Source organism: Streptomyces sp. Root431, assembly GCF_001426585.1.
Taxonomy (GTDB): domain Bacteria; phylum Actinomycetota; class Actinomycetes; order Streptomycetales; family Streptomycetaceae; genus Streptomyces; species Streptomyces stackebrandtii.
In genome coordinates this window covers 273624-299395 of the sequence record NZ_LMEI01000007.1, presented here as the reverse complement: position 1 = coordinate 299395, position 25772 = coordinate 273624, and the positions used below count along the sequence as shown (strand labels likewise).

20 protein-coding genes are annotated in these 25772 nt (G+C 73.1%); 4 read left to right on the top strand and 16 right to left on the bottom strand.

The window, feature by feature from the left end; all coding sequences use genetic code 11:
- Window positions 1–102: 102 nt before the first annotated feature.
- The 4 genes from ASC82_RS08610 to ASC82_RS08595 form a co-directional block, all read right to left on the bottom strand.
- Window positions 103–858, bottom strand: a complete 756-nt coding sequence (locus tag ASC82_RS08610) for an AIM24 family protein (protein ID WP_056643888.1) — start codon at window positions 856–858, stop codon at window positions 103–105.
- Between the two features lie 19 nt (window positions 859–877).
- Complete coding sequence (locus tag ASC82_RS08605; protein ID WP_056643887.1) at window positions 878–1558, bottom strand: AIM24 family protein; 681 nt, start codon at window positions 1556–1558, stop codon at window positions 878–880.
- Window positions 1559–1572: 14 nt separating this feature from the next.
- Window positions 1573–3204 carry a TerD family protein gene (locus ASC82_RS08600; protein WP_056643885.1) on the bottom strand — a complete coding sequence of 544 codons (1632 nt, stop codon included), beginning with the start codon at window positions 3202–3204 and terminating at the stop codon, window positions 1573–1575.
- A 131-nt stretch (window positions 3205–3335) separates the two neighbouring features.
- A complete protein-coding gene (locus ASC82_RS08595) occupies window positions 3336–3911 on the bottom strand; it encodes a M48 family metallopeptidase (protein ID WP_056643883.1) in 576 nt (191 codons plus the stop codon).
- A gap of 212 nt (window positions 3912–4123) precedes the next feature.
- On the opposite strand from ASC82_RS08595, the gene ASC82_RS08590 reads away from it, so the two are divergent.
- The gene (locus ASC82_RS08590; protein ID WP_056643880.1) at window positions 4124–5275 is read left to right on the top strand and encodes a TOMM precursor leader peptide-binding protein; all 1152 of its coding nucleotides are present in this window, start codon (window positions 4124–4126) and stop codon (window positions 5273–5275) included.
- Window positions 5276–5316: 41 nt separating this feature from the next.
- Entirely contained in the window at window positions 5317–6666 is a 1350-nt protein-coding gene (locus ASC82_RS08585) for an AarF/ABC1/UbiB kinase family protein (RefSeq protein ID WP_056643877.1), read from the top strand.
- A gap of 34 nt (window positions 6667–6700) precedes the next feature.
- Here ASC82_RS08585 and ASC82_RS08580 read toward each other — a convergent pair whose 3' ends face one another.
- The 5 genes from ASC82_RS08580 to ASC82_RS08560 all read right to left on the bottom strand — a co-directional run bounded on the left by ASC82_RS08580 (window position 6701) and on the right by ASC82_RS08560 (window position 10542).
- Window positions 6701–6883, bottom strand: coding sequence for a hypothetical protein (locus tag ASC82_RS08580; RefSeq protein WP_024758716.1), 183 nt, complete (start codon window positions 6881–6883; stop codon window positions 6701–6703).
- Window positions 6884–6998: 115 nt separating this feature from the next.
- A complete protein-coding gene (locus tag ASC82_RS08575) occupies window positions 6999–7322 on the bottom strand; it encodes a hypothetical protein (RefSeq protein WP_056643875.1) in 324 nt (107 codons plus the stop codon).
- The gene (locus tag ASC82_RS08570) at window positions 7319–7690 is read right to left on the bottom strand and encodes a WhiB family transcriptional regulator (protein WP_056643873.1); all 372 of its coding nucleotides are present in this window, start codon (window positions 7688–7690) and stop codon (window positions 7319–7321) included. The genes ASC82_RS08575 and ASC82_RS08570 overlap by 4 nt, the downstream gene beginning before the upstream one ends.
- Window positions 7691–7861: 171 nt before the next feature.
- Window positions 7862–8182, bottom strand: coding sequence for a hypothetical protein (locus ASC82_RS08565; protein ID WP_024758719.1), 321 nt, complete (start codon window positions 8180–8182; stop codon window positions 7862–7864).
- Between the two features lie 182 nt (window positions 8183–8364).
- The gene (locus tag ASC82_RS08560) at window positions 8365–10542 is read right to left on the bottom strand and encodes an ATP-dependent DNA helicase UvrD2 (RefSeq protein ID WP_199862501.1); all 2178 of its coding nucleotides are present in this window, start codon (window positions 10540–10542) and stop codon (window positions 8365–8367) included.
- 161 nt (window positions 10543–10703) lie between these two features.
- Here ASC82_RS08560 and ASC82_RS08555 point away from each other — a divergent pair, with 161 nt between their 5' ends.
- The gene (locus ASC82_RS08555) at window positions 10704–10961 is read left to right on the top strand and encodes a mycoredoxin (RefSeq protein ID WP_024758721.1); all 258 of its coding nucleotides are present in this window, start codon (window positions 10704–10706) and stop codon (window positions 10959–10961) included.
- A gap of 138 nt (window positions 10962–11099) precedes the next feature.
- Here the strand turns inward: ASC82_RS08555 and nudC are convergent, their stop codons facing one another.
- The 7 genes from nudC to ASC82_RS08520 form a co-directional block, all read right to left on the bottom strand.
- A complete protein-coding gene (gene nudC / locus ASC82_RS08550; RefSeq protein ID WP_056643868.1) occupies window positions 11100–12047 on the bottom strand; it encodes an NAD(+) diphosphatase in 948 nt (315 codons plus the stop codon).
- A gap of 38 nt (window positions 12048–12085) precedes the next feature.
- Window positions 12086–13495 carry a dipeptidase gene (locus ASC82_RS08545; RefSeq protein ID WP_056643866.1) on the bottom strand — a complete coding sequence of 470 codons (1410 nt, stop codon included), beginning with the start codon at window positions 13493–13495 and terminating at the stop codon, window positions 12086–12088.
- A 10-nt stretch (window positions 13496–13505) separates the two neighbouring features.
- Window positions 13506–16898 carry an ATP-dependent DNA helicase gene (locus tag ASC82_RS08540; RefSeq protein ID WP_056643863.1) on the bottom strand — a complete coding sequence of 1131 codons (3393 nt, stop codon included), beginning with the start codon at window positions 16896–16898 and terminating at the stop codon, window positions 13506–13508.
- Between the two features lie 60 nt (window positions 16899–16958).
- Entirely contained in the window at window positions 16959–17810 is an 852-nt protein-coding gene (locus ASC82_RS08535; RefSeq protein WP_056643861.1) for a hypothetical protein, read from the bottom strand.
- Between the two features lie 97 nt (window positions 17811–17907).
- Window positions 17908–18663: a hypothetical protein gene (locus tag ASC82_RS08530; protein WP_056643859.1), complete on the bottom strand. Its 756-nt coding sequence runs from the start codon at window positions 18661–18663 to the stop codon at window positions 17908–17910.
- Between the two features lie 163 nt (window positions 18664–18826).
- Window positions 18827–22345, bottom strand: a complete 3519-nt coding sequence (locus ASC82_RS08525) for an ATP-dependent DNA helicase (RefSeq protein WP_056643857.1) — start codon at window positions 22343–22345, stop codon at window positions 18827–18829.
- Window positions 22346–22536: 191 nt separating this feature from the next.
- Window positions 22537–22902 (bottom strand): MGMT family protein, encoded by a 366-nt coding sequence (locus ASC82_RS08520; RefSeq protein ID WP_056643855.1) that lies wholly within the window; start codon window positions 22900–22902, stop codon window positions 22537–22539.
- A 204-nt stretch (window positions 22903–23106) separates the two neighbouring features.
- On the opposite strand from ASC82_RS08520, the gene ASC82_RS08510 reads away from it, so the two are divergent.
- Window positions 23107–25755: a lysylphosphatidylglycerol synthase transmembrane domain-containing protein gene (locus ASC82_RS08510; RefSeq protein ID WP_056643851.1), complete on the top strand. Its 2649-nt coding sequence runs from the start codon at window positions 23107–23109 to the stop codon at window positions 25753–25755.
- Window positions 25756–25772: the final 17 nt, after the last annotated feature.

Sequence of the window (25772 nt, the reverse complement as noted above, 5' to 3'; positions counted from 1 at the left end):
CGTGCGTGCCAGGCGTCGCCAGGCGGGCGGGACTTTCGAAACACGCCCTGGAGGACATGGCAGAGGGGGCGGTCGCCGTGGCGGCCGCCCCCTCCTCCGTACTCAGTTCCAGGCGTTGTTCTGGTTCTGCGCGTGGGCGCCCTGCTGGCCGGCGCCGAACTGGGCGGCGATGCCCTGGCCGATGGCGGCGTGCTGCGGGGGCATGACCTCGCTGGGCTGGACGAGTGCGAAGCCCTGGCCGAGGAAGCTGAGCTCCCAGCCCTCGCCCGTGTCGCCGCGGCGGCGGCGGACGCTGGAGTTGTGCGTCTGCGCCTGCATCTGGACGCGCAGCCCGGTGGACCAGGCGACGATCGCGTCCGCGTCGACGCTGACGTACTTCTCCGGCGTGACCTGCATCATCAGCGGCTGGCCGGAGGTCATGAGGGCGACCTTGCCGCGGCCGGAGATGTTGAGCTGGTACTTGCCGGAGCCGGAGATGCCGTACTGGCTGTCGACGGCGATGACCTCGGTGTGGAGGGTCGAGTCCAGCGCCAGGACGTAGGAGCTGTCGACGGTCAGGCCCTCCTGGTCGACCTCCACGACGTGGACGTTCTGGGCGAGGTTGGCGAAGTAGACCGTGCCCTGGCCGGAGCAGCGCATGAGGTCGAGGCCCTCGCCGGTGCGGGCGCGGGCCCGGCGCTGGTTCGGGGTCTGGTACTCGCCGTCGAAGTCGACGAGCCCCTGGTACGCGACCATGGCGCCCTTGCGGGCGAGGATGTCGTCCTGCCCGGTCAGGCTGACCCGCAGGAGCTGCGGGTTCTGGATGACGTACCGCTCCTGGCTCTGCTGTTCGGCGTGGTTGAAAAGCGGGCTCTGCATGGTGTGTTCTCGCTCCCCCTCAGCCCCGGACCCGCAGGCGGTCGGTGCTGTCCTCGCTCGGCTGTACGACGACGATGCCCTGGCCCGAGAAGGCCATCTGGTAGGCCTCGCCGCTGCCCCGTCCGATGAGGGAGGAGGCCTTGAAGCTGCGCTTGCCCTTGACCTTGAGCGCCGGCGACCAGGCGACGAGCGCGTCGGGGTCGACGTAGGTCTCGTCCTCGCCGCGGCCGCAGTCGACGACGATCGGGGTGCCGCGCGAGGTGAGCGCGACCCAGCCCGTACCGGCGATCTCCACGTTGAACAGGCCCTGGCCGGCGAACTTGGCGAGTCCCTTGACCCGCTCGACGCCCCACTGGAGGTGGGCGTCGAAGGCGAGCAGGTTGGTGCCGTTGACCGACAGGGAGTCGTTCTGGAGGTTGATCACGACGACGTCGGCGCCGTAGTCGGCGAGGTAGAGCAGTCCGTCGCCGGAGCACTTCATGATCGGCGCGCCCTCGCCCGTGGCCCAGTCCTTGGCGGCCTGGCGGACGCCGGGCGGGTTGGGCTCGTAGGTGATGAAGCCCTCGTAGGCGACCATCGAGCCGGTCCGGGCGTACAGGTCCTGGCCGGAGGCCATGGCGACCTTGAGCATGGCGCGGCCGTGGTTCTCCATCCGGGCCGCGATGGGGGTCGGGGCGTAGCCCGCGAGTTGCTGGTTCATGACTTCGGGCTCCCTCAGACCTCGTAGGGCTGGACGACGATGAAGTTGCCGGGGGCGCCCCGGAACTGGAGGTTCACGGTCTCTCCGCTGTGGCCCGGGTAGGCGTTGCGGCGGAGCCGCACCTGGCTGGAGAGGATGACCTGGGACGCGGACGACCAGGCGACGACGGCGTTGCAGTCGGCGAAGGTGGTCGGCGTGACGGGCAGGACCACGGGGATGCCGTGGGTCTTCACGACGACGGTGCCGGTGCCCTGGAACTGCATGGTGAACAGGGCTCCGCCGGGGATGCCGTGGCCCTCGATGCGGCGGACCTCGTACTGGAGGGACTCGTCGAACGCGAGGACGTTCTCCGCGGAGACGCAGATGCCGTCGCCCTGGAGCTCGATCGGGTGCAGATGGGCGCCTTCCTCGGCGAGGAAGACCTGGCCGCGGCCGCTGCACCGCATCAGCTGCATCTCCTGGCCCGTGGCGTTGCCGACGATCCGGCCGGCGAAGCCCGCGCCCTTGTGGGAGAAGTCGACCTTGCCCTGGTACATGACCATGGAGCCCTGCCGGGCGAGGACGGGCGTGCCGCCCATGGCGAGGTCGACCCGCATGAGCTGCTGGTTCTGCGGGGTCCACCGGGCGCCGGTGGCGGTCTCCTTGAACGGCGCGAGCGCGGCGGCGAGCCCCGCGCCGGTGGCCGGGACGCCCTGCGGGACGCCCGCGGGCTGCTGCCCGTACTGCGGCGCCTGCCCGTACTGCGGCTGTCCGTACTGGCCGGGGGGCGGCGTCTGCCCGTACGGCGGCTGCTGCGGCGGCTGCTGGCCCTGGCCGGGGAACTGCCCCGGGACCTGGCCGTACTGCGGCGGCTGCGGCGGCTGCCCGTACGGGGCGGGGGCCGGTGCGGGCGGCGGGACCTGGGCGGGGGCCATCGGCGCCACCATGGTGGGCGCCGTGTGGACCGGCTGCGGTGCGACGGGCGCCGGCGGGGCCGGCGGGGCACCGAACGCGGGCGCGGGGGCCGGCGGCTGGGGCGCCGCCGGGGCGGGCGCGCCGAAGGCCGGGGGCGCCGCCGCCTGCGGCGGCGGGGCGAAGCCGGGGGCCGGGGCCTGTGCCTGCGGCGCCGCGGGCTCCTCCTCGGCGACCTCGCCGCCGAAGTTCCGCAGGAGTGCCTCCAGGCCTCCGTCGAAGCCCTGGCCGACGGCGGCGAACCGCCAGACGTCCTTGAGGTAGAAGTCGCCGAGCATCACCGCGCGCTCGGTGGAGAACTCCGCGCCGGTGAAGGCGTACCGGGCGACTTCCTCGCCGCCCGCCACGATCCGCACGTGGCCGGGGCCGATCTGGGACATCTGGCCGGCACCGTCGATCGTCGCGGTGAACGACAGCTTCTGGATGTGCGCGGGGATGCGGTCGAGGGTGATGCGGAAGGACTCGGTGTCGCCGGACTGGGACCCGAGCAGCTGGATGGACTCCTCCGGCGACTTCGGCTGGTTGAAGAAGACGAAGTAGCGGTCGTCGGAGAGCCGCTCGTCCGCGTCGAGTCCGAAGCAGCTGATGTCGAAACTGAGTCCGGGGGCCGCGATCTGCACGCCCACGTACAGATCCGTACCCGCGGTCAGATCACTGATCTTGGCCTTGTGGCCGCGTTGGAATTCCCTGGCCATGCGTAACGACCGTCCCCCATCCCGAATGGCGAATGCTCGCGCCAGGCTAACGGCTGTGGGTGACATTGAGACAGGGCAGGTCGTTTTCGGTACGGAATCGGGAAACACAGGCGCTGCCGGTATCGGCGGCGTCACTCCTCGCGAGCGCCCGGAAGGTGCGGGAGCCGGGCGGCGGCGACGACGCCCTCCAGGTAGCCGCGGGCCCGCTCGGTGCGCGGGTACGCGTCGAGGAGCCGCCAGAACCTCGGTCCGTGGCCGGGGACGAGGAGGTGCGCCAGCTCGTGGAGGAGGACGTAGTCGACGACGTACTCGGGCATGCCCTGGAGCCGGTGGGAGAGGCGGATGCTTCCCTCGGAGGGGGTGCAGGAGCCCCAGCGGGTGTTCTGGTTGGTGACCCAGCGGACGGAGTCGGGGCGGGCCCGGCCGCCGTAGTACTGCTCGGACAGGCGCAGGGCCCGCTCGGTGAGCTCGCGGTCGCCGAGGACGCCCCGGCTCTCCTGGGCGGCGAGTTTGTCCAGCATGACGGTGACCCAGCGCTGCTCCTCCGCCTCCGACATGCGGGCGGGGATGAGCACGATGGTCCGGTCGCCCTCGCGGTAGGCCGAGACGGTTCTGCTCCGCCGTGCGCTTCTGCGGACCTCGACCGCACTCGTCCCCGAGCCGCGGGGCGGCTTGCTGGTCACGCTGCGCTGTGGATCGGCGGGCACGGCCCCGACGTTACCCGCTGGCGGTGGGGGAAGTCCTCCCTCCGGAGGGGTTTCGAGAACGATCCGCCCGCACCGCGCACCATTTGAATGACTAATCCCCCTGGCCTGTGGACAACTTTCGGCGACCGTCACGGCCGCGGGGCATTCTCGCTTCATGACGACGGAAGAGCCGTTGTCGATCTTGAAATGCGGTCATGGGCGGGGGCGGGGAAATGCATCCGATGGTGAAGCCGGCGCTGCGACGCGCCTGGCGGAGTCTCCAGTGCGTCCAGTTCGGGATCACCCCCGCCCACGCGGTGGTGATGAGTCCGGTCGACACGAGCACCGGGGCGCTCCTCGCGCTGCTCGACGGCACCCGGGGGACGGAGCTGCTGCGGGCGGAGGCCCGGGCGCTCGGGCTGCCGGACGGGCGTCTGGAGGCGTTCCTCGGCCGGCTGGCGGCGGCCGGGCTCCTCGCGGACGCGTCGACCGGGCGGCCCGGGAGGGCGGGTCCGGGCGCCGGCGCGGTCGACACCGCTCTCGATCCGCTCCGCGCCGACCTGGCCTCGCTCTCCGTCGTCCACCCCGAGCCCGGCCGGGCGCCGGGGACGCTGACGGCCCGGCGGGCCCTGCGCGTCCAGGTCCGGGGAGCGGGGCGGGTGGGGGCGATGGTGGCGGCCCTGCTGTCCGCGGCGGGCGTGGGCACGGTCGAGGTGCTGGACTCCGGACGGGTCGAGCCGTGGGAGACCGCCCCGGGCGGGCTGCCGGCCGAGGCGGTCGGCGAGCGCCGGGCGACGGCGGCCCGGCGCCTGGTGCGCCGCTGGGCGCGGGGCGGCGCAGGAAGAGCCCGGACGTCCGCGCCGGGTGACGGCCGTGGCGCGGCCGCGCTGTCACTCGTCGTGGTGACACCGCGCGACGGCCTCGGCGCGTACGTCCCCGACCCGCTGCCGGCCGGGCCGTGGATCTCCACCGGCACGCCCCACCTGTACGCGGGCGTCCTGGAGGCGACGGGGACGGTCGGGCCGCTGGTCCTGCCGGGCGGCACGGCCTGTGCCCGCTGCCTCCAGGAAGAACTGACGGACCGGGAGCCCGTCCGTCCCCGGCTCCTGGCCCAGTGGCGCTCGGGCGCCCCGCACCCGCTGCCCGCCTGCGACCTGGCGCTCGCCACGGCCGTGGCGGGGCTCACCGCCGCGCACGCGCTCGCCTTCCTGGACGGGGACCTGCCGGCGAGCACGGGCGCGCGCTGGGAGGTGTCGCTGCCGTTGCTGGAGTGGCGGACGGAGCGCCTGCGGCCGCATCCGGACTGTCCGTGCGGGGCGGCGCGTGACGGAGAAGGGGAGCGCGCCTCGGCAGCCGGAAGCGCGCAGGACACAATGGCGGGGTAACGGCCCTGCGCGACACGGCAGTCTGGGAATTGGAGGGGCTCATGTCTGATCTTCCCCGGAAGGCGGTCACCCGGACCGCCAAGTTGGCCGCGTTGCCGCTCGGCTTCGCCGGCCGGGCCACTTGGGGGCTGGGCAAACGGATCGGCGGCAAGTCCGCCGAGCTGGTCGCCCGCGAGCTCCAGCAGCGCACCGCCGAGCAGCTGTTCAAGGTCCTCGGCGAGCTGAAGGGAGGGGCCATGAAGCTGGGTCAGGCGCTGTCCGTCTTCGAGTCGGCCCTCCCGGAGGAGGTCGCCGGACCGTATCGGGCGGCGCTGACGAAGCTTCAGGACGCGGCGCCGCCGATGCCGACGACCACCGTCCACGCGGTCCTCGGCGAGCGGCTCGGCGAGAACTGGCGCGAGTTGTTCCTGGAGTTCGAGGACAAGCCGGCGGCGGCCGCCTCGATCGGGCAGGTGCACCGGGCGGTCTGGCACGACGGGCGCGAGGTCGCGGTGAAGGTGCAGTACCCGGGCGCCGGGGAGGCACTGCTCTCGGACCTCACCCAGTTGAGCAGGTTCGCCCGGCTCCTCGGGCCGCTCGTTCCGGGGATGGACATCAAGCCGCTGATCACCGAGATGCGGGACCGTGTCTCCGAGGAGCTGGACTACGCCCTGGAGGCGACGTCCCAGCGGGAGCACGCGGAGGTGTTCGCGGACGATCCCGACGTCGTCGTACCGGCCGTGGTGCACCAGTCGGATCAGGTCCTCGTGACCGAGTGGATGGACGGGATCCCGCTCTCGGAGGTGATCGCGGACGGCACGGAGGCCCAGCGGGACCGGGCGGGACAGCTGCTGGCCCGCTTCCTCTTCTCCGGCCCCGCGCGCACCGGCCTGCTGCACGCCGATCCGCACCCGGGGAACTTCCGGCTGCTGCCCGGCGCCGAGGACGACGAGGATCCGGCGAGCTGGCGCCTCGGCGTCCTCGACTTCGGCACCGTGGACCGGCTCCCGGGCGGGCTGCCGGAGACGATCGGCGTCTGTCTGCGGATGACGCTCGCCGGTGAGGCCGAGACCGTCTACGAACTGCTCCGCGCCGAAGGGTTCGTCAAGGACTCCGTCGCCCTCGACCCGGACGCGGTCCTCGCGTACCTGCTGCCGATCATCGAGCCGGCCGAGGCGGAGACCTATCTCTTCACCCGCGGCTGGCTGCGCGCCCAGGCCGCCCGGATCGCCGACCCCCGCTCCCCCGCCCACCAGCTGGGCAAGCAGCTCAACCTGCCGCCCTCGTACCTGTTGATACACCGTGTGACGCTGAGCACCATCGGGGTGCTCTGTCAGCTCAACGCGACGGTGCGGCTCAGGGACGAGCTGGAGGAGTGGCTGCCGGGCTTCGTCGCGCCGGACGAAGACTGAGGACGGCTCCGAAGGCCCGTCCCTCGACGGCCCGTCACCACCAGGCGGAGTCGAGACGGCCCTCGATGGCGCGGATATTGGCGCGGGCGCAGTCCTCGCAGAAGTACTCGCGCCGGCCGTTCTCCACCGAACACGTCCAGGTCAGCGGGAGGGTGTCGGTGGTCTTGCCGCAGCGCGCGCAGGCGAGGGGTGCCTCGGGGGTACGGGCGTCGTTCATCCTCGTGACGATAGCCCGGCGGGGGCGCCCGGACCGGGCAACGCACCGCGGGGGCCGGTCCGTTCGGACCGGCCCCCGGGGGGTGCGCCCCTGAGGGCGCGGGGTGGGAGACCCCTTAGTTCATGACAGCCATGGCCAGCGCGCGGCGGGCGCGCAGCGAGACGCGCTCGGCGCGGCGCTGCATGCGCCGGGCGGCGACCAGGCGCACGGCCTGGCGTTCCGCCTCGGCCTCACGCCGGCGCTCGTGCATATGGGCACGAGCCAGGGCTTCTGGGATGAGTTGCATTTCGCGAATCCTGTTCTGACGCGCGGTGTGCGCGGCGGTGGTGGAGAAGTCGGGGGTCACGGAGCCGATGGGCTCGATGGCGGAAGAGGTCATCGGTGCCTGCTTCTTGGGATCGTGCGTGGAGGGGCGGTCGATGGTTCCGGTGGCGCTCATGCCGCGACGACCGGGTTCTTGCGCGGACGGCCACGGGGCCGCTTCCGGGCGACGACCACGCCCTGGACGAAGAGCTCGCCACCCCAGACACCCCAGGGCTCGCGGCGCTCCTGGGCGCCGGCCAGGCAGGCCTCCATGAGCGGGCAGGTACGGCAGAGGGACTTCGCGTACTCGACGTCGGCCGGCGACTCCGCGAAGAAGACCTCGGGGTCGTAGGCACGACAGGGAACGGGGACGCCGAGGTTCTCGATGGCGTCGTCGAGCGCGGTGAGCGCGGTGAGGGGGGTCAAAGCGTGGTCCTCCGTGGAGCCGGGCAGGGAGATCGATTCGGAAGGCGGTACGGACGGGGCGTGCGCTTCGAGTTGCACGGTGGTCTTTCCTCGTCTGGTCGTTCCGGCCTGTTGGCCGGGGTTTCGGCTGGTACCGGGTGTTTCTGCCCGAGGCCCCTTCGCTCCGTCATCCCCGTTCGGGGACAAACAGAAGGGCCGCGGATCCCGGGTGGGGTTCCGCGGCCCTGAAGGCGCCGGTCCGATCATGGATCAGACTGGATCACTCCAGGGTTCGAGCCCACGGAAGGCCCACATCATGTGGTGGTGCGTCGTCGTCTGGCGCTGCTGGATTCCGGCACCGGTCGCGGCAAAGGCATAGGCCGTGGCCTTGCCTGCTGCTACTGCTTCCAGTGCCTTGGTCGGTCGCTCATTGCGCTCGATGGCGGGCGTGCCGAGACCGGACAGACCGGTGGCGGGCAGACCGCTGCCAAGGAACGCAGCGCCGGAGAGGCCGAGCGAGCAGGCGGAGACGATCGCGCGATCGGTCATTTTGGCGGTGCTGACGAAGCCGGCAGTGCTGGTCTCGATGATGCTGATCACGGGGAATCGCCTCCTCTCGGCGTCTCGGAGAGTTCGGGTGTGAGCCCAACCCTCGAATGTATGGGGACTAGTACAGCACGAAAACAGGGCTTCGAAGAAGCCGCTGTGTCCGTGGTTAAGAACCTATGGCGCTTGACGGGGCAGGCGCAAACTATTTTCGCGACGAGTTTTCCTCAGTGTTCGTCGTCCCCCGTCCCGCCGTCCCCACCTGCGCAGATGGCCAGGACATCGGCTCCGAAGCGGTCGAGCTTGCGGACGCCGACGCCGGAGATCGAGGAGAGTTCGCCGTCGGTCGTCGGGACGCGCTCCGCGATGGCCATGAGCGTCTTGTCGGTGAAGACGCAGTAGGCGGGCTGGGCCAGCTCCCGCGCCTGCTCGGCGCGCCAGTCGCGGAGCCGCTCGTACAGCGCCTCGTCCATGTCCGAGGGACAGTCCTCGCAGCGCATGAGCTTCATCGCGCCCGCTTCGGTGAGCGTCGCTCCGCAGACCCGGCACAGGACGGGGCCGCGCGGCTTGCGCCGGCCGCCGGCGATGCCCCGCTCGATGCCTCCGGCACCGGCGGCGGCGAGGGAGCCGAGGGAGCCGGAGCCCGGTCGCAGCCCCTTGAGGAAGCGGGTGGGGCGCCGGGAGGCGCGGCCGCCCGGGGCGCGGGACAGCGCCCAGGAGAGCGAGAGGTGGAGGCGGGCCCGGGTGACGCCGACGTACAGCAGGCGGCGCTCCTCCTCGACCTGCTCGTCGGTCTTGGCGTAGGTGATGGGCATCATGCCCTCGGTGAGGCCGACGAGGAACACGGCGTCCCATTCGAGGCCCTTGGCCGCGTGCAGCGAGGCGAGGGTGACGCCCTGGACGGTCGGGGCGTGCTGGGCGGCGGCCCGCTCGTCGAGCTCGGCGACCAGGTCGGAGAGGGTGGCCCCGGACTTGGCGCGGGCGAAGTCCTCGGCGAGCCGGACGAGGGCGGCGAGGGACTCCCAGCGGTCGCGGACCGCGCCGGATCCCGAGGGCGGCTTGCTCGTCCAGCCCTTGGTGGAGAGGACGGCCCTGACCTGCGAGGGAAGGTCGTCGGCGTCGTCGAGGAGGGAGTCGTTGCCCCCGGCGCGGGCGGCGCCGCGCAGGGCGATGCCCGCCTCCCGTACCTCCTGGCGCTCGAAGAAGCGCTCGGCGCCGCGGAGCTGGTAGGGCACTCCGGCGTCGGCGAGGGCCTGCTCGTAGACCTCGGACTGGGCGTTGATCCGGTAGAGGACGGCGATCTCGCCGGCCGGGACGCCCGCGGCGACGAGGTCCCGGATGCGGCGGGCGGTCCCCTCGGCCTCGGCCGGTTCGTCGGCGTACTCCGTGTAGGCAGGCTCGGGGCCCGGGTCGCGCTGGGAGATCAGCTCCAGGCGGTGCTCGGCGGCCCGGCCGCGGGCCTGGCTGAGCAGTCCGTTGGCGAGGTGGACGACCTGCGGGGTGGAGCGGTAGTCGCGGACGAGCTTGACCACCGTGGCGTTCGGATGGCGGTTGCGGAAGTTGAGGAGGTGGTCGGGGGTGGCGCCGGTGAAGGAGTAGATGGTCTGGCTGGCGTCGCCGACCACGCAGAGGTTGTCGCGGTCGCCGAGCCACAGGTCGAGCAGGCGCTGCTGGAGCGGCGAGACGTCCTGGTACTCGTCCACGACGAAGTGCTGGTACTGGCGGCGGATCTGCTCCGCGATGTCGTGCCGGTCCTGGAGGATGCCGACGGTGAGCAGCAGCACGTCCTCGAAGTCGATCACCGAGCGGTCGCGCTTGAGCTGCTCGTACAGCGCGTAGATCTGGCTGATCTCGGCCGGGTCGCGCGGGGCGTCCCGGACGGACTTGGCGACCGCGGCCGGGTAGTCGGCGGGGACCGTCTGGGTGACCTTGGCCCATTCGATCTCGCCCGTGACGTCGCGCAGCTCGTTCCGGTCGAGCCGGATGCGGCAGCGGGCCGCGGCGTCGGCGACGAGCTGGATCTTCCGCTCCAGGAGCCGGGGCATGTCGCCGCCGACGGCCTTCGGCCAGAAGAACTGGAGCTGTCGGAGGGCCGCGGAGTGGAACGTCCGGGCCTGGACGCCGCCCGCCCCGAGCTGCCGGAGCCGGCCGCGCATCTCGCCCGCGGCGCGGTTGGTGAACGTGACGGCCAGCACGCTGGCGGGCTGGAGTATGCCCGCCCGCACCCCGTACGCGATCCGGTGGGTGATGGCGCGCGTCTTGCCCGTGCCGGCTCCCGCCAGCACGCACACCGGGCCGCTCAGGGCGAGCGCGACCTCGCGCTGCTCGGGGTCGAGCCCGTCGAGCACCGCGTCGGCCGTCTCCGGGACCTGAGGGAAGAGAGTGGAGTGCGTTGCTGCTGTCACCTGTCCATGCTGCCAGGTCCGGCGAGCTCGGTGCCGCGGCTTGTCCACAGGCGGGAGGCGTCGGTCATACGAACGCCGGTCACACGAATGCCGGGAATGGGACGGCCGGGGCGTACGTTCTCCTTCTCGGCACCCGTCAGCGAAGAAGAGGAGCGCAGGCCATGCAGGGCACTGTGACGATGTACAGCACCACGTGGTGCGGCTACTGCCGTCGGCTGAAGAGCCAGATGGACCGTGAGGGCATCGCGTACTCGGAGATCAACATCGAGCAGGACCCGGAGTCGGCCGCGTACGTCGAGAAGGCCAACGGGGGCAACCAGACCGTCCCGACCGTCCGCATCCTCCCCGCCGCCGGCGGCGACGAGGTCGTCATGACGAACCCGAGCCTCGCGCAGGTCAAGCAGGCGCTCGGCGTCTGAGCCGGTACTCGGCGCCCGACCCCGCGACTCGCGAACCCCGACCGGAGAGCCTTCCGGTCGGGGTTCCGCGTTTCTCGGACGATGCCGGTCTCGTCCGAGACCGGTCTCAGACGATCCCGGTCTCGGACGACACCGGTCTCAGACGACGTCGCCCGGCTTCGGCAGCGGCTTGCCGTACCAGAGCTCGATCAGGCGGGAGGCGATCGAGATGCCGTACGGCGGCAGCACCTCGCCGGACTCGAAGCCGGCCGCGAGGTCCTCGCGGGAGAACCAGCGGGCCTCGTGGATCTCCTCGCCGTCCACGTTGATCTCCGAGGAGGTGGCGCGGGCGAAGAAGCCCAGCATGAGGCTGGAGGGGAACGGCCAGGGCTGGCTGGCGATGTACTCGACCTCGCCGACCGTGACGCCGGCCTCCTCGAAGACCTCGCGGGCCACCGACTGCTCGATGGACTCGCCGGGCTCGACGAAGCCCGCGAGGGTCGAGAAGCGGCCCTCCGGCCAGTGCACCTGGCGGCCCAGCAGGGCCCGGTCCTGGTCGTCCGTGACCAGCATGATGACCGCCGGGTCGGTACGCGGGTAGTGCTCGGCGCCGCAGGCCTGGCAGCGGCGGATGTGCCCGGCGGCGGCGATGACCGTGCGCTCACCGCAGCGCGAGCAGAAGCGGTGGAGGCGCTGCCAGTTCTCCAGGGCGACGGCGTGCACCATGAGGCCCGCGTCCCGCGGCGAGAGCAGCAGTCCGGCCTCGCGGAGCCCGGCCGGGCGCGCGGACTGGTCCATGCGGCCGGGCAGGGAGTCCTTCTGGAGGGCGAAGTAGGACACCCCGTCGGCGTCCGTGCCGAGGAAGTACCGGTGGGTCTCGGTGACGGGGGCTTCGAACGCCGGGGTCATGACGAGCTCGGTGCCGCCGTCGGGCCGGTCGTCGATCAGCACCTGGCCCCCCGAGACCACGAAGACCCGGGTCGTGGGGTGGCTCCAGGCAGCCGCCAGCCACGCCTCGTCGAGGCGGTGGTGGGCAGCCCGGTCGATGCCGCTCGGTGCGGTCAGCGAGATCGGGCGGTCCGTTGACGCGTTCTTCAAGGTGCTCACAGGTGCTTCCAGCTCCCCCGGATCGGTCGGTGTGTGGTTCAACGCCCTAGGGCGGCCGGCAGGTCGCCCCACAGATGAGCCGTGGTCTCGACGCCCTTCATGAGGAGATCGAGCTCGATCTTCTCGTTGGGGGCGTGCCAGCCGTCGGACGGGACGGAGATGCCCAGGAACAGCACGGGCGCCTCCAGGACGTCCTGGAGGTCGGCGGCCGGTCCCGAGCCGCCCTCACGGGTGTAGCGGACCTTGGCGCCGTCGAAGGCCCTGCTCATGGCCCCGGCCACCGCCTTGAGGGCGGGGTGGTCGAGGGGGGTGAGGCAGGGACGGGTCGGGGCGCCGAAGACGATCTCGTACCGGATGCCCGCGGGAACGAGCCCGGCGAGCCAGTCCCGTACGGCGAGCTCGATCTTGGCCGGGTCCTGGCCCGCGACGAGCCGGAACGACAGCTTGAGCTGGGCGGAGGCGGGGACGATCGTCTTGCCGCCGGGGCCCTGGTAGCCGCCGCCGATGCCGTTGACCTCCGCGGTGGGGCGTGCCCAGACCCGCTCCAGGGTGGAGAAGCCGGCCTCGCCGAGCGTGCCGTGGGACTTCGCCGTACGCAGCCACGCCGCCTCGTCGAAGGGGAGCTCGGCGACGAGGGCGCGCTCGGCGTCGGAGAGCTCGGTGACGCCCTCGTAGAAGCCGGGGATCGCCACGCGCTCGGTCTCGTCGTGCAGGGCGGCGACGATCCGGCCCGCGACGGTGGCCGGGTTCGGCACGGCGCCGCCGAAGGAACCGGAGTGGATGTCCTGGTCGGGGCCGTACAGCTCGATCTCGCAGTCGGCGACACCGCGCATGCCGGTGCACACGGTGGGCGTCGTCTCGGACCACATGCCGGTGTCGGAGACGATCACGGCGTCGGCGGCGAGCCGCTCGGCGTGGGTCTCGACGAGCTCGCGGAAGTGCGGGGAGCCGGACTCCTCCTCGCCCTCGACGATCAGCTTCAGGTTGACGGCGGGGGCGGTGCGGCCGGTCGCGGCGAGGTGCGCGCGGACACCGAGTGTGTGGAAGAACACCTGCCCCTTGTCGTCGGCGGCGCCCCGCGCGTACATCCGGCCGTCGATCACGGTCGGCTCGAAGGGCTCCGTGTCCCAGCCGTCCTCGCGGGCGGCGGGCTGCACGTCGTGGTGGCCGTAGACGAGGACCGTCGGCGCGTCCGGGTCCCCGGAGGGCCACTCGGCGAAGACCGCGGGGGCGCCGTCCGTCTCCCACACCTCGACCGTGGTGAAACCGGTCTCCGCCAGCTTGGCGGCGAGCCACTCGGCGCTGCGGCGGACGTCCCCGGCACGGTCCGGCTGCGCCGAGACGGAGGGGATGCGCAGCCACTCGGCGAGGTCGCCGAGAAAGGCGGAACGGTGCTGCTCGATGTACGTACGCACGGCGTGGACGACGCTGTCCGGGGTCTCGCTCATGCCTCCGAGCCTATCCGGCGCCGGGGGGTGCCCCACCCAGCAGGATGGCCTCCAGCTCGGCACGGCCGGGCAGGCGGGCGGGGCGGGCGACCTCACCCGTACGGACGTAGACGAAGGCGGCCGCGACGTCGTCGGGCGCGAGGCCGTGCTGCTCGGCCCAGGCGAGCCGGTAGATCGCGAGCTGGAGGGGGTCGGCGGTCCGGTGGTGGCTGGTCTTCCAGTCGACGATCTCGTACGCCCCGGTGTCCGGGTCCCGGTAGACGGCGTCGATCCGGCCCCGGACGACCCGGCCCCCGAGGGTGAGGTGGACGGGGACCTCGACGCGGTACGGGGAGCGGCGGGCGTACGGGGTGCGGGCGAAGGCCTCCTTGAGGGAGTCGAGGTCCCGCTCGTCGAGGATCTCGGGCTCCCCCGCGAAGTCCTCGCCGCCGGGGAGCTCCTCGGGGCCGAGGAACGGCAGCGGCAGCTCCTCGAAGCGGGACTCCACCCACGCGTGGAAGCGGGTGCCCCGGCGGGCTGCGGGCTGCGGCGGCTTGGGCATGGGGCGGGCCAGGTCCTGGGCGAAGCCGTCGGGGTCGGCGGCGAGGCGGAGGACCTGGGAGGCGGAGAGGTACGGGGGGAGGAGGACGTCTCGGGTTGTCGCGCGGGCGCGGCGGAGTTCGGTGGTGAGGGCGGTGAGGTCGCGGTCCCAGGAGGCGATGGTGCGGAGCTCCTCCGGAGTGAGGGTGCGCTCCGGGTCCCTCGGTGCCGGGACCGCGTCCGCGTGGGTGTCCTCGGGGAGGACCTCCTCGTCCCAGACGGGTTCCTCGTCGTCGGGCCAGAGGTCCTCGGGGTGCGGGTCCGGGAGGTCGGGCGCTGCGCCGGTGGGGTTGTGCCCGCCCTCCCCCAGAGCGGGGACCCCCACGCCCTGCGGGACGATGGCCCACAAGGCGGCGGCGACCTGCTCGGCCGCCTTCCTCCTCCGAGTCAGTGCCTCCGCGTCCAGCGGCAGCGGCCACGCCCGGTCGTTCGTGTCCTCCGTCAGGGACGGGTTCTCCGCGTCCTCCGCCGGGGTTTCGGCCCAGGCCTCGATGTCGCCGTGGCCGGCCTCGCAGTGGTCGTAGAGGGCCTGGAGGAAGTCCGAGGGGCCGCGGGGCTTCTTCTGGGACGGGCCCCACCAGTGGGCCGAGCCGAGGAGGAGGGAGCGGGGGCGGGTGAAGGTGACGTAGCCGAGGCGGAGCTCTTCCGTGTGCTGGTGGTCCCGCATGGCGTTCTTGAACGACGTGAGGGACTTGGCGTCCCAGGAGTCGATCCCCGGCAGGGTGTCCGCGTCGCCGCGCAGGGCGTGCGGGAGGACCTGCGGCTGCGAGGTCCACGCCTCGCGCGCGCGGGCGCTGGGGAAGGCGCCGGAGACCAGGCCGGGGACGGCGACGACGTCCCACTCCAGGCCCTTGGACTTGTGGGCGGTGAGGACCTTCACCGTGTTCTCGCCGCCCGGGAGGGCGTTGTCGAGGCCCTTCTCGAACTGGACGGCCGTGCGCAGGAAGCCGAGGAAGGCGAGCAGGCTCGCCTCGCCGTCGAGGGAGGCGAACCCCGCGGCGATGTCGAGGAAGTTCGAGAGGGTCTCGCGGCGGCGGGCGGCCAGGGCGTGCGGGGAGGCCGAGAGCTCGACCTCCAGGCCGGTCGCGGTGAGGATCCGGTGCAGGACGTCCATGAGCGGGTCGGCGAGCGAGCTGCGCAGGGTGCGCAGCTCGGCGGCGAGGCGTGCGAAGCGGACCCTGGCCTCGGCGGAGAAGGGCAGGCCGTCGTCGGCGGCGCCGCCGGAGTCCAGGAAGGTGTCGAGCGCGTCGGCGAGCGAGATCACCTCCGCCGGGTCGACGCCCTCGACGGCGGCGGCGAGCCGCTGCTCGGGGTCCGGGTCGTCGCCGCCGCGGTGGACGAGGAGCCGGGCGCGGCGGCCGAGGAGGGCCAGGTCGCGGGGGCCGATCCGCCAGCGGGGGCCGGTGAGGAGGCGGACGAGGGAGGCGTTGGCCCCCGGGTCCTGGAGGACCTCGCAGACGGCGACGAGGTCGGCGATCTCGGGCAGGTGGAGGAGGCCGGAGAGGCCGACGACCTCGACGGGCACGTCACGGGCGACGAGGGCGGCGTGGATCGCGGGGAAGTCGGTCGCGGTCCGGCACAGGACGGCGATCTCGCCGGGCTCGCGGCCGGTGCGGACGAGCTGGGCGAGGGAGTCGGCCAGCCAGTCGATCTCCTCGGCGTGGGTGGGCAGCAGGGCGATGCGGACGCTGCCGTCCTTCTCGGCGCCCGGCGCGGGGCGCAGCGCCTCCACGCCCGCGTGCATGGCGCGGAGGGGCTCGGCGAGGCGGTTGGCGAGGTCGAGGAGGCGGCCGCCGCTGCGGCGGTTCTCGGAGAGGGAGTAGCGGCTCGCGGGGGTGCCGTCGGCGCCGGGGAAGTGCTCGGGGAAGTCGTCGAGGTTGGCGACGGAGGCGCCCCGCCAGCCGTAGATGGCCTGGCAGGGGTCGCCGACGGCGGTCACGGCGTGTCCGGTGCCGTGGCCGAAGAGCCCGGAGAGCAGCAGCCGCTGGGCGACGGAGGTGTCCTGGTACTCGTCGAGGAGGACGACCCGGAACTCCTCGCGGAGCAGGCCGCCGACCTCGGGCCGAGTAGTGGCGAGCTCGGCGGAGAGGGCGATCTGGTCGCCGAAGTCGAGGAGGTCGCGGGAGCGCTTGGCGGCGCGGTAGCGGACGACGAGGTCGAGGAGCTCGCGGCGGGCGGCGGTTGCTTCGGGGATCTTGCGCAGCTCGGCGTTGCTGAGCTTGGCGCCGGCGAGCGCGGTGAGGAGCTCGGAGTCGTACGCCGTGAGGTCCCCGGGCCGGACGAGGTGCTCGGCGAGCTCGCCGTCGAGGGCGAGGAGGTCGGTGACGAGGGTCGGGAAGGACTTGGTCAGCGCGGGGTACGGGCCGGGGGCCTCGCGGAGCACGCGTGCGGCGAGCTGGTAGCGGGTGGCGTCGGCGAGGAGCCGGGAGGTGGGCTCCAGGCCGATGCGGAGGCCGTGGTCGGTGAGGAGCTGCCCGGCGAAGGCGTGGTACGTGGAGATGCGGGGCTCGCCCGGGGGCTCGTCCGGGTCGATGACGTCGGGGTCGGTGACCCCGGCGCGGACGAGGGCGGTGCGGACGCGCTCGGCGAGTTCGCCCGCGGCCTTGTTGGTGAAGGTGAGGCCGAGGACCTGCTCGGGGGCGACCTGGCCCGTGCCGACCAGCCAGACCACCCGGGCGGCCATCACCGTCGTCTTGCCGGAGCCGGCTCCGGCCACGACGACCTGCGGGGCGAGCGGCGCGGTGATGCAGGCCGTCTGCTCCGGGGTGAACGGGATGCCGAGGAGCTCCTTGAGCTGCTCGGGGTCGGTGAGGTGTGCGGTCACCTCAAAGAGGCTAACGCGACCGACTGACAGCGCGGCCCCGTACGGCTCCCGCCCGGGGTCCTACGCGGCCGTGCTGCCCGGGTCCAGCTTCGACAGGTCCACCGTCTCGTCGGCGGGCGGCACGGTCACGTCGACCGGCTTGTCGTAGTCGGAGAGGAGCATGGAGCCGGGTTCGTCACCGCCCGCCTTGACCATCTTGAGGATGTAGGGCTTGCCCTCCTCGGAGACGGAGACGGTGGTCGTCTCGCCGCCGGTCTTCTTCTTCACGAGCGTCGCGACCGGGGTGTCGTCCACCTCGCCGTCGGGCCCCCGCACCAGGCCGGTGCGCTCCTCCTTGTCCTCGTCGAGGTCGGCGAGGAGCCCCTTCAGGTCGCAGACGCCGCTGAGGTCGCTGCTGCCCGCCTGCCCCGGGGCGATCTTCAGCCAACGGCCCTTGATCAGCTCGATCGTGGCGTCGATCTGCGCCTCCGGCATCCCCTGGGAGGCCATGGAGACGCGCCAGAAGGCCTCGTCGCCCTTCATGTACGTGAGGTCGTCGACGCGGCGCAGCTCGGCGGTGCCGCCGCCGATCTTCATCACGCCGGTGCACTCGTCGCGGTCGTTGACGGCGAAGTCGATGTCGAGCGGCTCCCCGTCGGCGACGACCCGGCCCGTCATGCGGAGCGAGGTCGCGGACTGGGTGGCGGTGACGGCCCGTTCGGCGATCTCGTCGGGGGTGAGGTTCGCGAAGGGGTCCGGGGAGGGGGCGGGGGCCGGGGCGGCCGCCGGCCACGCGGGGACCGCCGCGGGGGCCGAGGCCGGGGCCTGGGCCGCCGTCGGGGCCGCCGCCCAGGCCGCCGCCGGTGCGGGACCCGCGACGGCGATCACGGCGCAGACGACGGCCGCGGCGCGGAGCTTTCGGTGGGACGCCATGCGAGCCTCCTCGCGGATTCCCCCCACCCCTGTCCACCAGGGTCGCCCCGCGCGCGCGTGCCCGCGACCGGACAGGGGGCGGGACGACCCGGGAGCGTCAGGAGGCGCCGGCGAGCTGCTCCATGTCGACGACCTGGTCGGCCGGGGGCGCGGTGACGGTGACCGGCTTGTCGTAGTCGGAGAAGGTGACCGTGCCGGGCTCCTCGCCGCCGGCCTCCACGACGCGGAGGATGTACGGCTTGGCGGCGTCCTTGGCCACGTAGAAGGTCGTGGTCTCGCCCTTCGTGCCCTTCTTCGTGAGGGTGGCGGCGGGCGTGCCGTCGACGTCGGCGTCGGCGCCGCGGGTCATGCCCTTGCGCGGCGTGTCCTCGTCCATGTCCTTGACGATGGTCTTGAGGTCGCAGAAGGCGTCGGGGCCCTCGCCACCGGCCGGCATCTTCATCCAGCGGCCCTTGAGCAGCGCGGACATGGCGCCGGCCTCCTCCGAGGAGTCGCCCTCCTCGCCGCCGGTGGTGCGCCAGAAGGCGTCGTCGCCCTTCATGTAGCTGGCGCCGTCGGTGCCGATCATCTCGGCCTTGCCGCCCTTGGCGGCCTGCATCGAGCCCTTGCAGGAGCCCTTGCTGTCGACGGAGAAGTCGACCGTCATCTCCTGGCCGTCGGTCTTGCCCTTGCCGTTCATGTGGAAGGCGGTGGCCGCCTTCGTGGTCTCGACGGCCTTGTCGGCGATGGCGTCGGCCGTGAGGCCCGCGAAGGGGTCCGCGGCCTTGTCGTCGCCCTGGGAACAGCCCGTGACACCGGCGACCACGGCCACGCAGACCGTCGCCGCGACCCAGAGCTTCCGATTGGCCTTCATCCGCGTACTCCTCAGCGTTCTTTCACAGCGTGTCTTCACGGCTGTCTTCACAGCTTGTCTTCACAGCGTCCTTATGCGGGACGCCGTGAAGAGTGACGTGCGAAAGCGAACAAAGGATGTACTAAGCGGAACGTGATGATCCGCACATGCTCCGCGTACGCCGTCATTCGACGATCTGGCGGCCCTCCGGCTGGGCGCTGCACGAGGCGCGGAAGGCGCAGTTCGCGCAGTGCTGGCCGGTGGTCGGGGTGAAGCGCTCGTCGAGGACGCGCCCGGCGGCGGTGGCGAGCAGGTCGCCGACCCACTCGCCTTCGAGCGGCTCCTGGGCCTGCACCTTCGGCAGCGCGTCCCCGCCCTCCTTCTTCGGAGCGGCCTGGCGCAGCTGTACGAGTTCGGCGCCGCCCGGCTCCGGCCGGTGCCCGTCGAAGACCTCGTCGAGAGCGCCCTCCCGCACCGCCAGCTGGTAGACGGCCAGCTGCGGGTGGTGGGCGACCTCGTCCCGGGTGGGTGCCGACTTGCCGGTCTTGAAGTCGACGACGTACGCGCGGCCGTGCTCGTCGGTCTCGACGCGGTCCATGGAGCCCCGGATGCGGACCTCGTACTCCCCCGCCTCCAGGGTCACGTCGAAGCCGTGCTCGGAGGCGGCGGGGGTGCGGCCGCCGCGGTCCATGACGTGCCACTGGAGGAAGCGTTCGAGCGCCACCCGCGCGTGGGCCTTCTCCTGGGCCGACTTCCAGGGGGCGTCGAAGGCGAGCGCGTCCCAGACGGAGTCCAGGCGGGCCATGAGGACGTCCAGGTCGGCCGGGGTGCGGCCGGAGGCGACCTCGTCGGCGAGGACGTGCACGACGTTGCCGAAGCCCTGGGCGGCGGTGGCCGGGGCCGCGGCCTTGACCTCGCGGCCCAGGAACCACTGGAGCGAGCAGGTGGTGGCGAGGTTCTCCAGGGCGCTCGGCGAGAGGGAGACCGGCTGGTCGCGGTCGCGCAGCGGCACCGTGCTCCGCGTCGGCTCGAACAGGCCCCACCAGCGGTCCGGGTGCGCGGCGGGCACCAGCGCCTGGCCCTCCTCGTCGGTCAGCGCGGCGAGGGAGGCGAGGCGGTGGGCGGCGGCGTCGCGGAGCGCGGGCGAGGCGTCCGGGTCGACGGTCGTCGCCCGGAGCTCGGCGACCAGGGCGGAGACGGCGAGGGGGCGGCGGGGGCGGCCTGGGACGTCCTTCGGCTCGACGCCGAGCTCGGTGAGGAAACGGGACGGCTGGTCGCCGTCCTCGGCCGGGGCCTTCACCGCGGTGACGACGAGGCGGTCGCGGGCGCGGGTGGCGGCGACGTAGAACAGGCGGCGCTCCTCGGCGAGGAGGGCGCCCGGGGACAGGGGCTCGGCGAGGCCGTCGCGGCCGATGCGGTCGGCTTCGAGGAGGGAGCCGCGTCGGCGCAGGTCGGGCCAGAGGCCCTCCTGGACGCCCGCGACGACCACGAACCGCCATTCCAGGCCCTTGGAACGGTGGGCGGTCATCAGGCGGACGGCGTCCGGGCGGGTGTGGCGGCGGGTGAGGGTGTCCGCGGCGATGTCCTGGGCGTCGAGCTCTTCGAGGAAGTTGAGGACACCGCGGCCGCCGACGCGCTCCTCGGCGCGGGCGGCGGTCTCGAAGAGGGCGCAGACGGCGTCGAGGTCCCGGTCGGCGTTGCGCCCGGCGGGGCCGCCGCGCAGGGCGGCGCGCTCCAGGCGGCCGGGCCAGGGTGTGCCGTTCCAGAGCAGCCAGAGGGCCTCCTCGGCGGTGCCACCGGCGGCGAGGAGCGTACGGGTCTCGCGGAGGAGGTCGCCGAGGCGGCGGGCGCCGCGGGCGTACGAGGGGTCGTGGGCGACGAGCCGCTCGGGCTCGGCGAGGGCCCTCGCCAGCAGGACGTCGGAGGGCGGCGGGACCTTGTTCCCGCCGGCCCGCTCCTCGTCGCGGAGGGCGCGGCCGAGGCGGCGGAGGTCGGCGGGGTCTACGCCGGCGAGGGGCGAGGCGAGCAGTTCGAGCGCGGTCTCGACGCTGAGCCAGGCCGGTGGCGCGGGGGCCTCGGCCGGCCGGGCGGGATCGGCTTCGGCGACCGGGTCCGGCGAAGGCGCTGGCTCGGGCTCGGGCTCGGCCGCGACGAGGTCCGACGAAGACGCGGGGGCGGCCACAACTTGGTCCGGCGAGGGCGCGGGCCCGTCGGCAACCGGGTCCGACGAAGGCGCGGGCGCGTTCGCGGCCGGGGCCGTCGGGTGCGCCGCTCCCTGTTTTGCGACCGCTCGGAGAGCGAGCAGGAGGGGGGCGACGGCCGGTTCGTGGCGGAGGGGGGTGTCCGCGGCGTCCGTTTCCACCGGGACGCCTGCCGAGGTGAGGGCTCGGCGGAGGGAGGGGAGGGAGGAGGAGGCGCGGGTGAGGACGGCCATGTCCTGCCAGGGGACGCCGTCCTCCAGGTGCGCCCGGCGCAGCAGGTCGGCGATGTTCTCGGCCTCGGCCGAGGCCGTGGGGTACGTGTACGCCTCGGCCCGGCCCCCGTCCCGCGCCGCGGCGAGCTCCCGGTGGGCCCGGACCTTGTCGGAGGGGAGCCGGGTCAGCGGCATCCGCTGGGTGAGGAGGCGGGTCGCCCCGAGGAGCTCCGCGCCCGCACGGCGCGAGGTGCGGAGGACCTGGACGCCGCCGCCTCCGAAGGCGGCCGGGAAGTCGAGGATGCCGTTCACGTCGGCGCCCCGGAAGGCGTAGATGGACTGGTCCGGGTCGCCGAAGGCGACGACCGTGGTCCCGCCCGCCGCCCGGCCACCGCCCCTCACGGACGCCCTTCGGGCGGCCCCTGTCGAACCGCCGGTGAGGGCGTGCAGGAGCCGGACCTGTGCCGGGTCGGTGTCCTGGTACTCGTCGACGTACACCGCGTCGTACGCGGGCAGCGTGACGCTCCCGGCGAGCAGGACGGCCCGGTGGACGAGCTCCGTGTAGTCGAGGACGCCCTGGAGGTCGAGGACGTCGAGGTACTCGGCGAGGAAGCCGGCCGCCGCCTTCCAGTCCGGGCGCCCGACCCGCTCGGCGAAGCGGGCGAGCGCGTCCGGGCCGAGGCCCAGCTCGCGGGAGCGCGCGAGGACCGCCCGGACCTCGTCGGCGAAGCCGCGGGTGGTGAGGCAGGCGCGGAGTTCGTCGGGCCAGCCGACGCTCCCGAGGCCCGCCTTCTCCAGGTCGATCTGGCCGGCGAGCAGCTCGCGCACGGCGAGGTCCTGCTCGGGTCCGGAGAGCAGCCGCAGCGGTTCGGCGAAGAGCTCGGCGTCCTGGTGGGCGCGGATGAGGGCGTAACAGTACGAGTGGAAGGTCGTCGCCTGCGGCGGGCGGCGGCCGCCGAGCCGGGTGGCCATGCGGTCGCGGAGCTCGACGGCGGCCTTGCGGCTGAAGGTGAGGACGAGAAGGCGCTCGGGGTCGGCGCCCCGCTCCATCCGGGCGGCGACCGACTCGACGAGGGTCGTCGTCTTTCCCGTGCCCGGTCCGGCGAGGACGAGAAGCGGGCCTCGGGTGTGGTCAACCACTTCCCGCTGGGCTGCGTCCAGCTGGGGGGGAACCAGTGGGGCCGGCGCGGTGCGCACCAGCCGGTACGCGCCTGGGGTCCGCTGCCGGCCCGGACCCGGGTACGGCTGTCCCTGGTGCGGCGTGTGCCGGGTGGTGGAGGAGGAGCTCACGTGGTTCGCCGGTCCTGGGGGATGGAGTGGTGCGGGTGAGGCGCCCGTGTGCGGCGGCCGTCGCCGCGGAAGACGCGAACGTCGACGTTACGCGAAACGGACCGCCGCCGAGCCGTACTCCGGGCCGTGCTCCGCGCCGGATCCGGCGCCGTACCCCGTACCGCTTCGGCTCCCGGACACCCCCTCGGACCTCAGGTGTGACTTCCGTCCCAGCGCGCCCGCCGCATGTCGATCCTCGGGACGTGTCCCTCCGCCGCCGGGCCCGCCTCACGCAGCGGCGTGCCCTCCTCGCGGTAGTGGCCGAGGGCCCTCAGCTCGTGCCCGGGGAGCAGCGTCCCGTCCGCGCGGACCACGCGCCACCACGGCGCCGTCCCGCCGTACAGGGCCATGACGCGGCCCACTTGGCGCGGCCCGCCCTCGCCCAGCCATTCGGCCACGTCGCCATAGGTCATCACCCGGCCGGGCGGGATCCCGTCGGCGACGTCGAGCACCCGCTCCGCGTACTCGGGCAGTTCTCCGGTCTCCCCCACGGGTTCCTCCACGCTCATCCGCCTCATCCTGCCTCACCCCACCGACATGGCCCTGATGCCTCCGCGCGGCGGCTCTTCATGCCACCATCGTCCGGGCGGTGACTGGTGATACGAGATCAAGAGCGACACATACAAGAACAAGAACGAGAACAAACACGGGACCACGAGCAAGCACAAGACCGACAGCGACAGCCGGAACGACACCACGCGCATGCAGAGACGGACACGATGATGGGGCAGGACACCCACCCTCCCGAGGAGGGCGAGTCCGGCGCGCCCGAGCGGGTCTCGGGGGACGAACCCCTGCTCGCCGCCCGCGTCCACCGGCCCTCCGACCTGATGCGGCTGCTCGCCGGTCTCCTCGCCATCGCCCTCGTCATCGCCATCGCCGCTTTCGCGCACGCCACGACGTCGGGCCTCGAGGAGGACATCAACAAGGGGGCCGTCGGCGCACCCGACGTCTTCGTCAAGATCGCCGGTCTCGTCTCCTCCATCGCCGTCCTGCTGGTCCCGGTCGCCTTCGCCATCGAACGGCTGATCAAACGGGACGGGCTGCGCATCGCCGACGGCGTCCTCGCCGCCGTCCTCGCGCACGGCGTCACGCTCGCCGTCGACCTCTGGGTCGCCCAGGCGGCGCCCGGCACGATCCAGGACGCGCTGACGCAGCCGCAGTCCGGCGGCGGGCTCACCGACCCGGTGCACAACTACCTCGCCCCGGTCATCGCGTACATGACGGCCGTCGGCATGGCCCGCAGACCCCGCTGGCGGGTGTCGCTCTGGGCGGTGCTGCTGCTCGACGCGTTCACGATGCTGGTGGCCGGCTACACCACGGCGCTCTCGATCATCCTGACCGTGCTCATCGGCTGGACCGTGGCCTACGGCACGCTGTACGCGGTCGGCTCCCCGAACGTCCGGCCCACCGGCCAGACGCTCCTCGCCGGCCTGCGCCGGGTCGGCTTCCGCCCCGTGACCGCGCTGCGCGCCGAGGGCGTGCCGGACGCGTCGGACATCGGCGACCGGGGCCGCCGGTACATCGTGACCCTGGAGGAGGGGGCTCCGCTCGACGTCACCGTCGTCGACCGCGAGCAGCAGGCACACGGCTTCTTCTACCGGATGTGGCGCCGGATCACGCTGCGGACGATCACCACCCGCCGCTCGATCGTCTCGCTGCGCCAGGCCCTGGAGCAGGAGGCGCTCCTCGCCTACGCGGCGATCGCCGCCGGGGCGAACGCACCGAAGCTGATCGCCACCTCGGAGCTCGGTCCCGACGCCGTGATGCTCGTGTACGAGCACATCGGCGGCCGGAGCCTGGACTCGCTCGACGACAAGGAGATCACCGACGAGCTGGTCCGCGGCGCCTGGCGGCAGGTGCGGGCGCTCCAGTCGCGCCGGATCGCCCACCGCAGGCTCGCGGGCGACGCGATTCTGGTGGATCGTTCCGGCAGGGTGTTCCTGACCGACCTGCGGGGCGGCGAGATCGCGGCCGGGGACCTGATCCTGCGGATGGACATCGCGCAGCTGCTCACCACCCTCGGCCTGCGGGTCGGGGCGGAGCGGGCGGTCGCGGCGGCCGTGGAGATCCTCGGCCCGGACAGCGTCGCCGACTGCCTGCCGCTGCTCCAGCCGATCGCCCTGAGCCGCTCCACGCGCGCGACGCTGCGGAGGCTGGCCCGGGAGCGGTCGCAGCGCGAGCGCGAGGCCGTACTCGCGGCCTCCGAGGCGGCCAAGCACGAGCGGGAGCTGGCGAAGGCCGAGGCCGCGGCGGACAGGACGGCGGACACGACCGTCGTGCGGTCCGAGACGAAGGCCGAGAAGAAGGCCGAGCGGAAGGCCGAGAAGAAGGCGCTCGACACGGCGCTCGACGAGGCCCGCGACGAGGACCTGCTGGCCCAGATCCGGCAGCAGGTGCTGCTGATCCGCCCGCAGGCGCCGGTGGAGCCGGTCCGTCTGGAGCGGATCAAGCCGCGGACCCTGATCAGCATGATCGCGGGCGCGGTCGCCGCGTACTTCCTCCTGTCGCAGATCGCCAGTACGCCGCTGTCGACGGTCAGCGAGGCGGACTGGCGGTGGGTGGCGGCGGCGGTCCTGTTCTCCGCCGTCAGCTACCTGGCGGCGGCGATGAGCCTCCTGGGCTTCGTCCCGGAGCGCGTCGGGTTCTGGCGGACGGTGGTGGCGCAGGTCGCCGGTTCGTTCGTGAAGATCGTCGCGCCCGCGGCGGTCGGCGGCGTCGCCCTGAACACCCGCTTCCTCCAGCGCTCCGGTGTACGGCCGGGGCTCGCGGTGGCGAGCGTCGGCGCCTCGCAGCTCTTCGGGCTCGGGGCGCACATCCTGCTCCTGCTCCTCTTCGGCTATCTGACGGGGACGGAGAAGACGCAGTCGTTCAGCCCGTCGAGGACGGTCATCGCCGGACTGCTGACGGTCGCGGTGATCGTCCTGGTGGTGACCGCCATCCCGTTCATGCGCAAGTTCGTGTCGACGCGGCTGCGGTCGCTCTTCGCCGGTGTGGTGCCGCGCATGCTGGACGTGCTCCAGCGGCCGATGAAGCTGCTGACCGGCATCAGCGGGATGCTGCTCCTGACCGGCGCGTTCGTGTTCTGCCTGGACGCGTCGATCCGGGCCTTCGGCCACGGCAACTACACCGTCAGCTACGCGAGCGTGGCCGTCGTCTTCCTCGCGGGCAACGCGCTCGGTTCGGCGGCGCCGACCCCGGGCGGTGTCGGCGCGGTCGAGGGCGCGCTCATCGCCGGTCTGCTCGCCGTCGGTCTCCCCATCGAGGTCGCCACCCCGGCGGTGCTGCTGTACCGCCTGCTGACCCTGTGGCTCCCGGTGCTGCCCGGCTGGATCTGCTTCAACTGGCTGACGAAACGCGGAGCGCTGTAGTCGGGGTCCGCGAGGCG

What these genes read in the sequence shown, in the direction of transcription:
- ASC82_RS08510 (WP_056643851.1), top strand. Translation starts at nt 23,107, where the DNA reads ATGGGGCAGGACACCCACCCTCCCGAGGAGGGCGAGTCCGGCGCGCCC.
- ASC82_RS08610 (WP_056643888.1), bottom strand. Translation starts at nt 858, where the DNA reads ATGCAGAGCCCGCTTTTCAACCACGCCGAACAGCAGAGCCAGGAGCGG.
- ASC82_RS08580 (WP_024758716.1), bottom strand. Translation starts at nt 6,883, where the DNA reads ATGAACGACGCCCGTACCCCCGAGGCACCCCTCGCCTGCGCGCGCTGC.
- ASC82_RS08555 (WP_024758721.1), top strand. Translation starts at nt 10,704, where the DNA reads ATGCAGGGCACTGTGACGATGTACAGCACCACGTGGTGCGGCTACTGC.
- ASC82_RS08605 (WP_056643887.1), bottom strand. Translation starts at nt 1,558, where the DNA reads ATGAACCAGCAACTCGCGGGCTACGCCCCGACCCCCATCGCGGCCCGG.
- ASC82_RS08535 (WP_056643861.1), bottom strand. Translation starts at nt 17,810, where the DNA reads ATGGCGTCCCACCGAAAGCTCCGCGCCGCGGCCGTCGTCTGCGCCGTG.
- ASC82_RS08530 (WP_056643859.1), bottom strand. Translation starts at nt 18,663, where the DNA reads ATGAAGGCCAATCGGAAGCTCTGGGTCGCGGCGACGGTCTGCGTGGCC.
- ASC82_RS08520 (WP_056643855.1), bottom strand. Translation starts at nt 22,902, where the DNA reads ATGAGGCGGATGAGCGTGGAGGAACCCGTGGGGGAGACCGGAGAACTG.
- ASC82_RS08545 (WP_056643866.1), bottom strand. Translation starts at nt 13,495, where the DNA reads ATGAGCGAGACCCCGGACAGCGTCGTCCACGCCGTGCGTACGTACATC.
- ASC82_RS08585 (WP_056643877.1), top strand. Translation starts at nt 5,317, where the DNA reads ATGTCTGATCTTCCCCGGAAGGCGGTCACCCGGACCGCCAAGTTGGCC.
- ASC82_RS08575 (WP_056643875.1), bottom strand. Translation starts at nt 7,322, where the DNA reads ATGAGCGCCACCGGAACCATCGACCGCCCCTCCACGCACGATCCCAAG.
- ASC82_RS08600 (WP_056643885.1), bottom strand. Translation starts at nt 3,204, where the DNA reads ATGGCCAGGGAATTCCAACGCGGCCACAAGGCCAAGATCAGTGATCTG.
- ASC82_RS08590 (WP_056643880.1), top strand. Translation starts at nt 4,124, where the DNA reads ATGCATCCGATGGTGAAGCCGGCGCTGCGACGCGCCTGGCGGAGTCTC.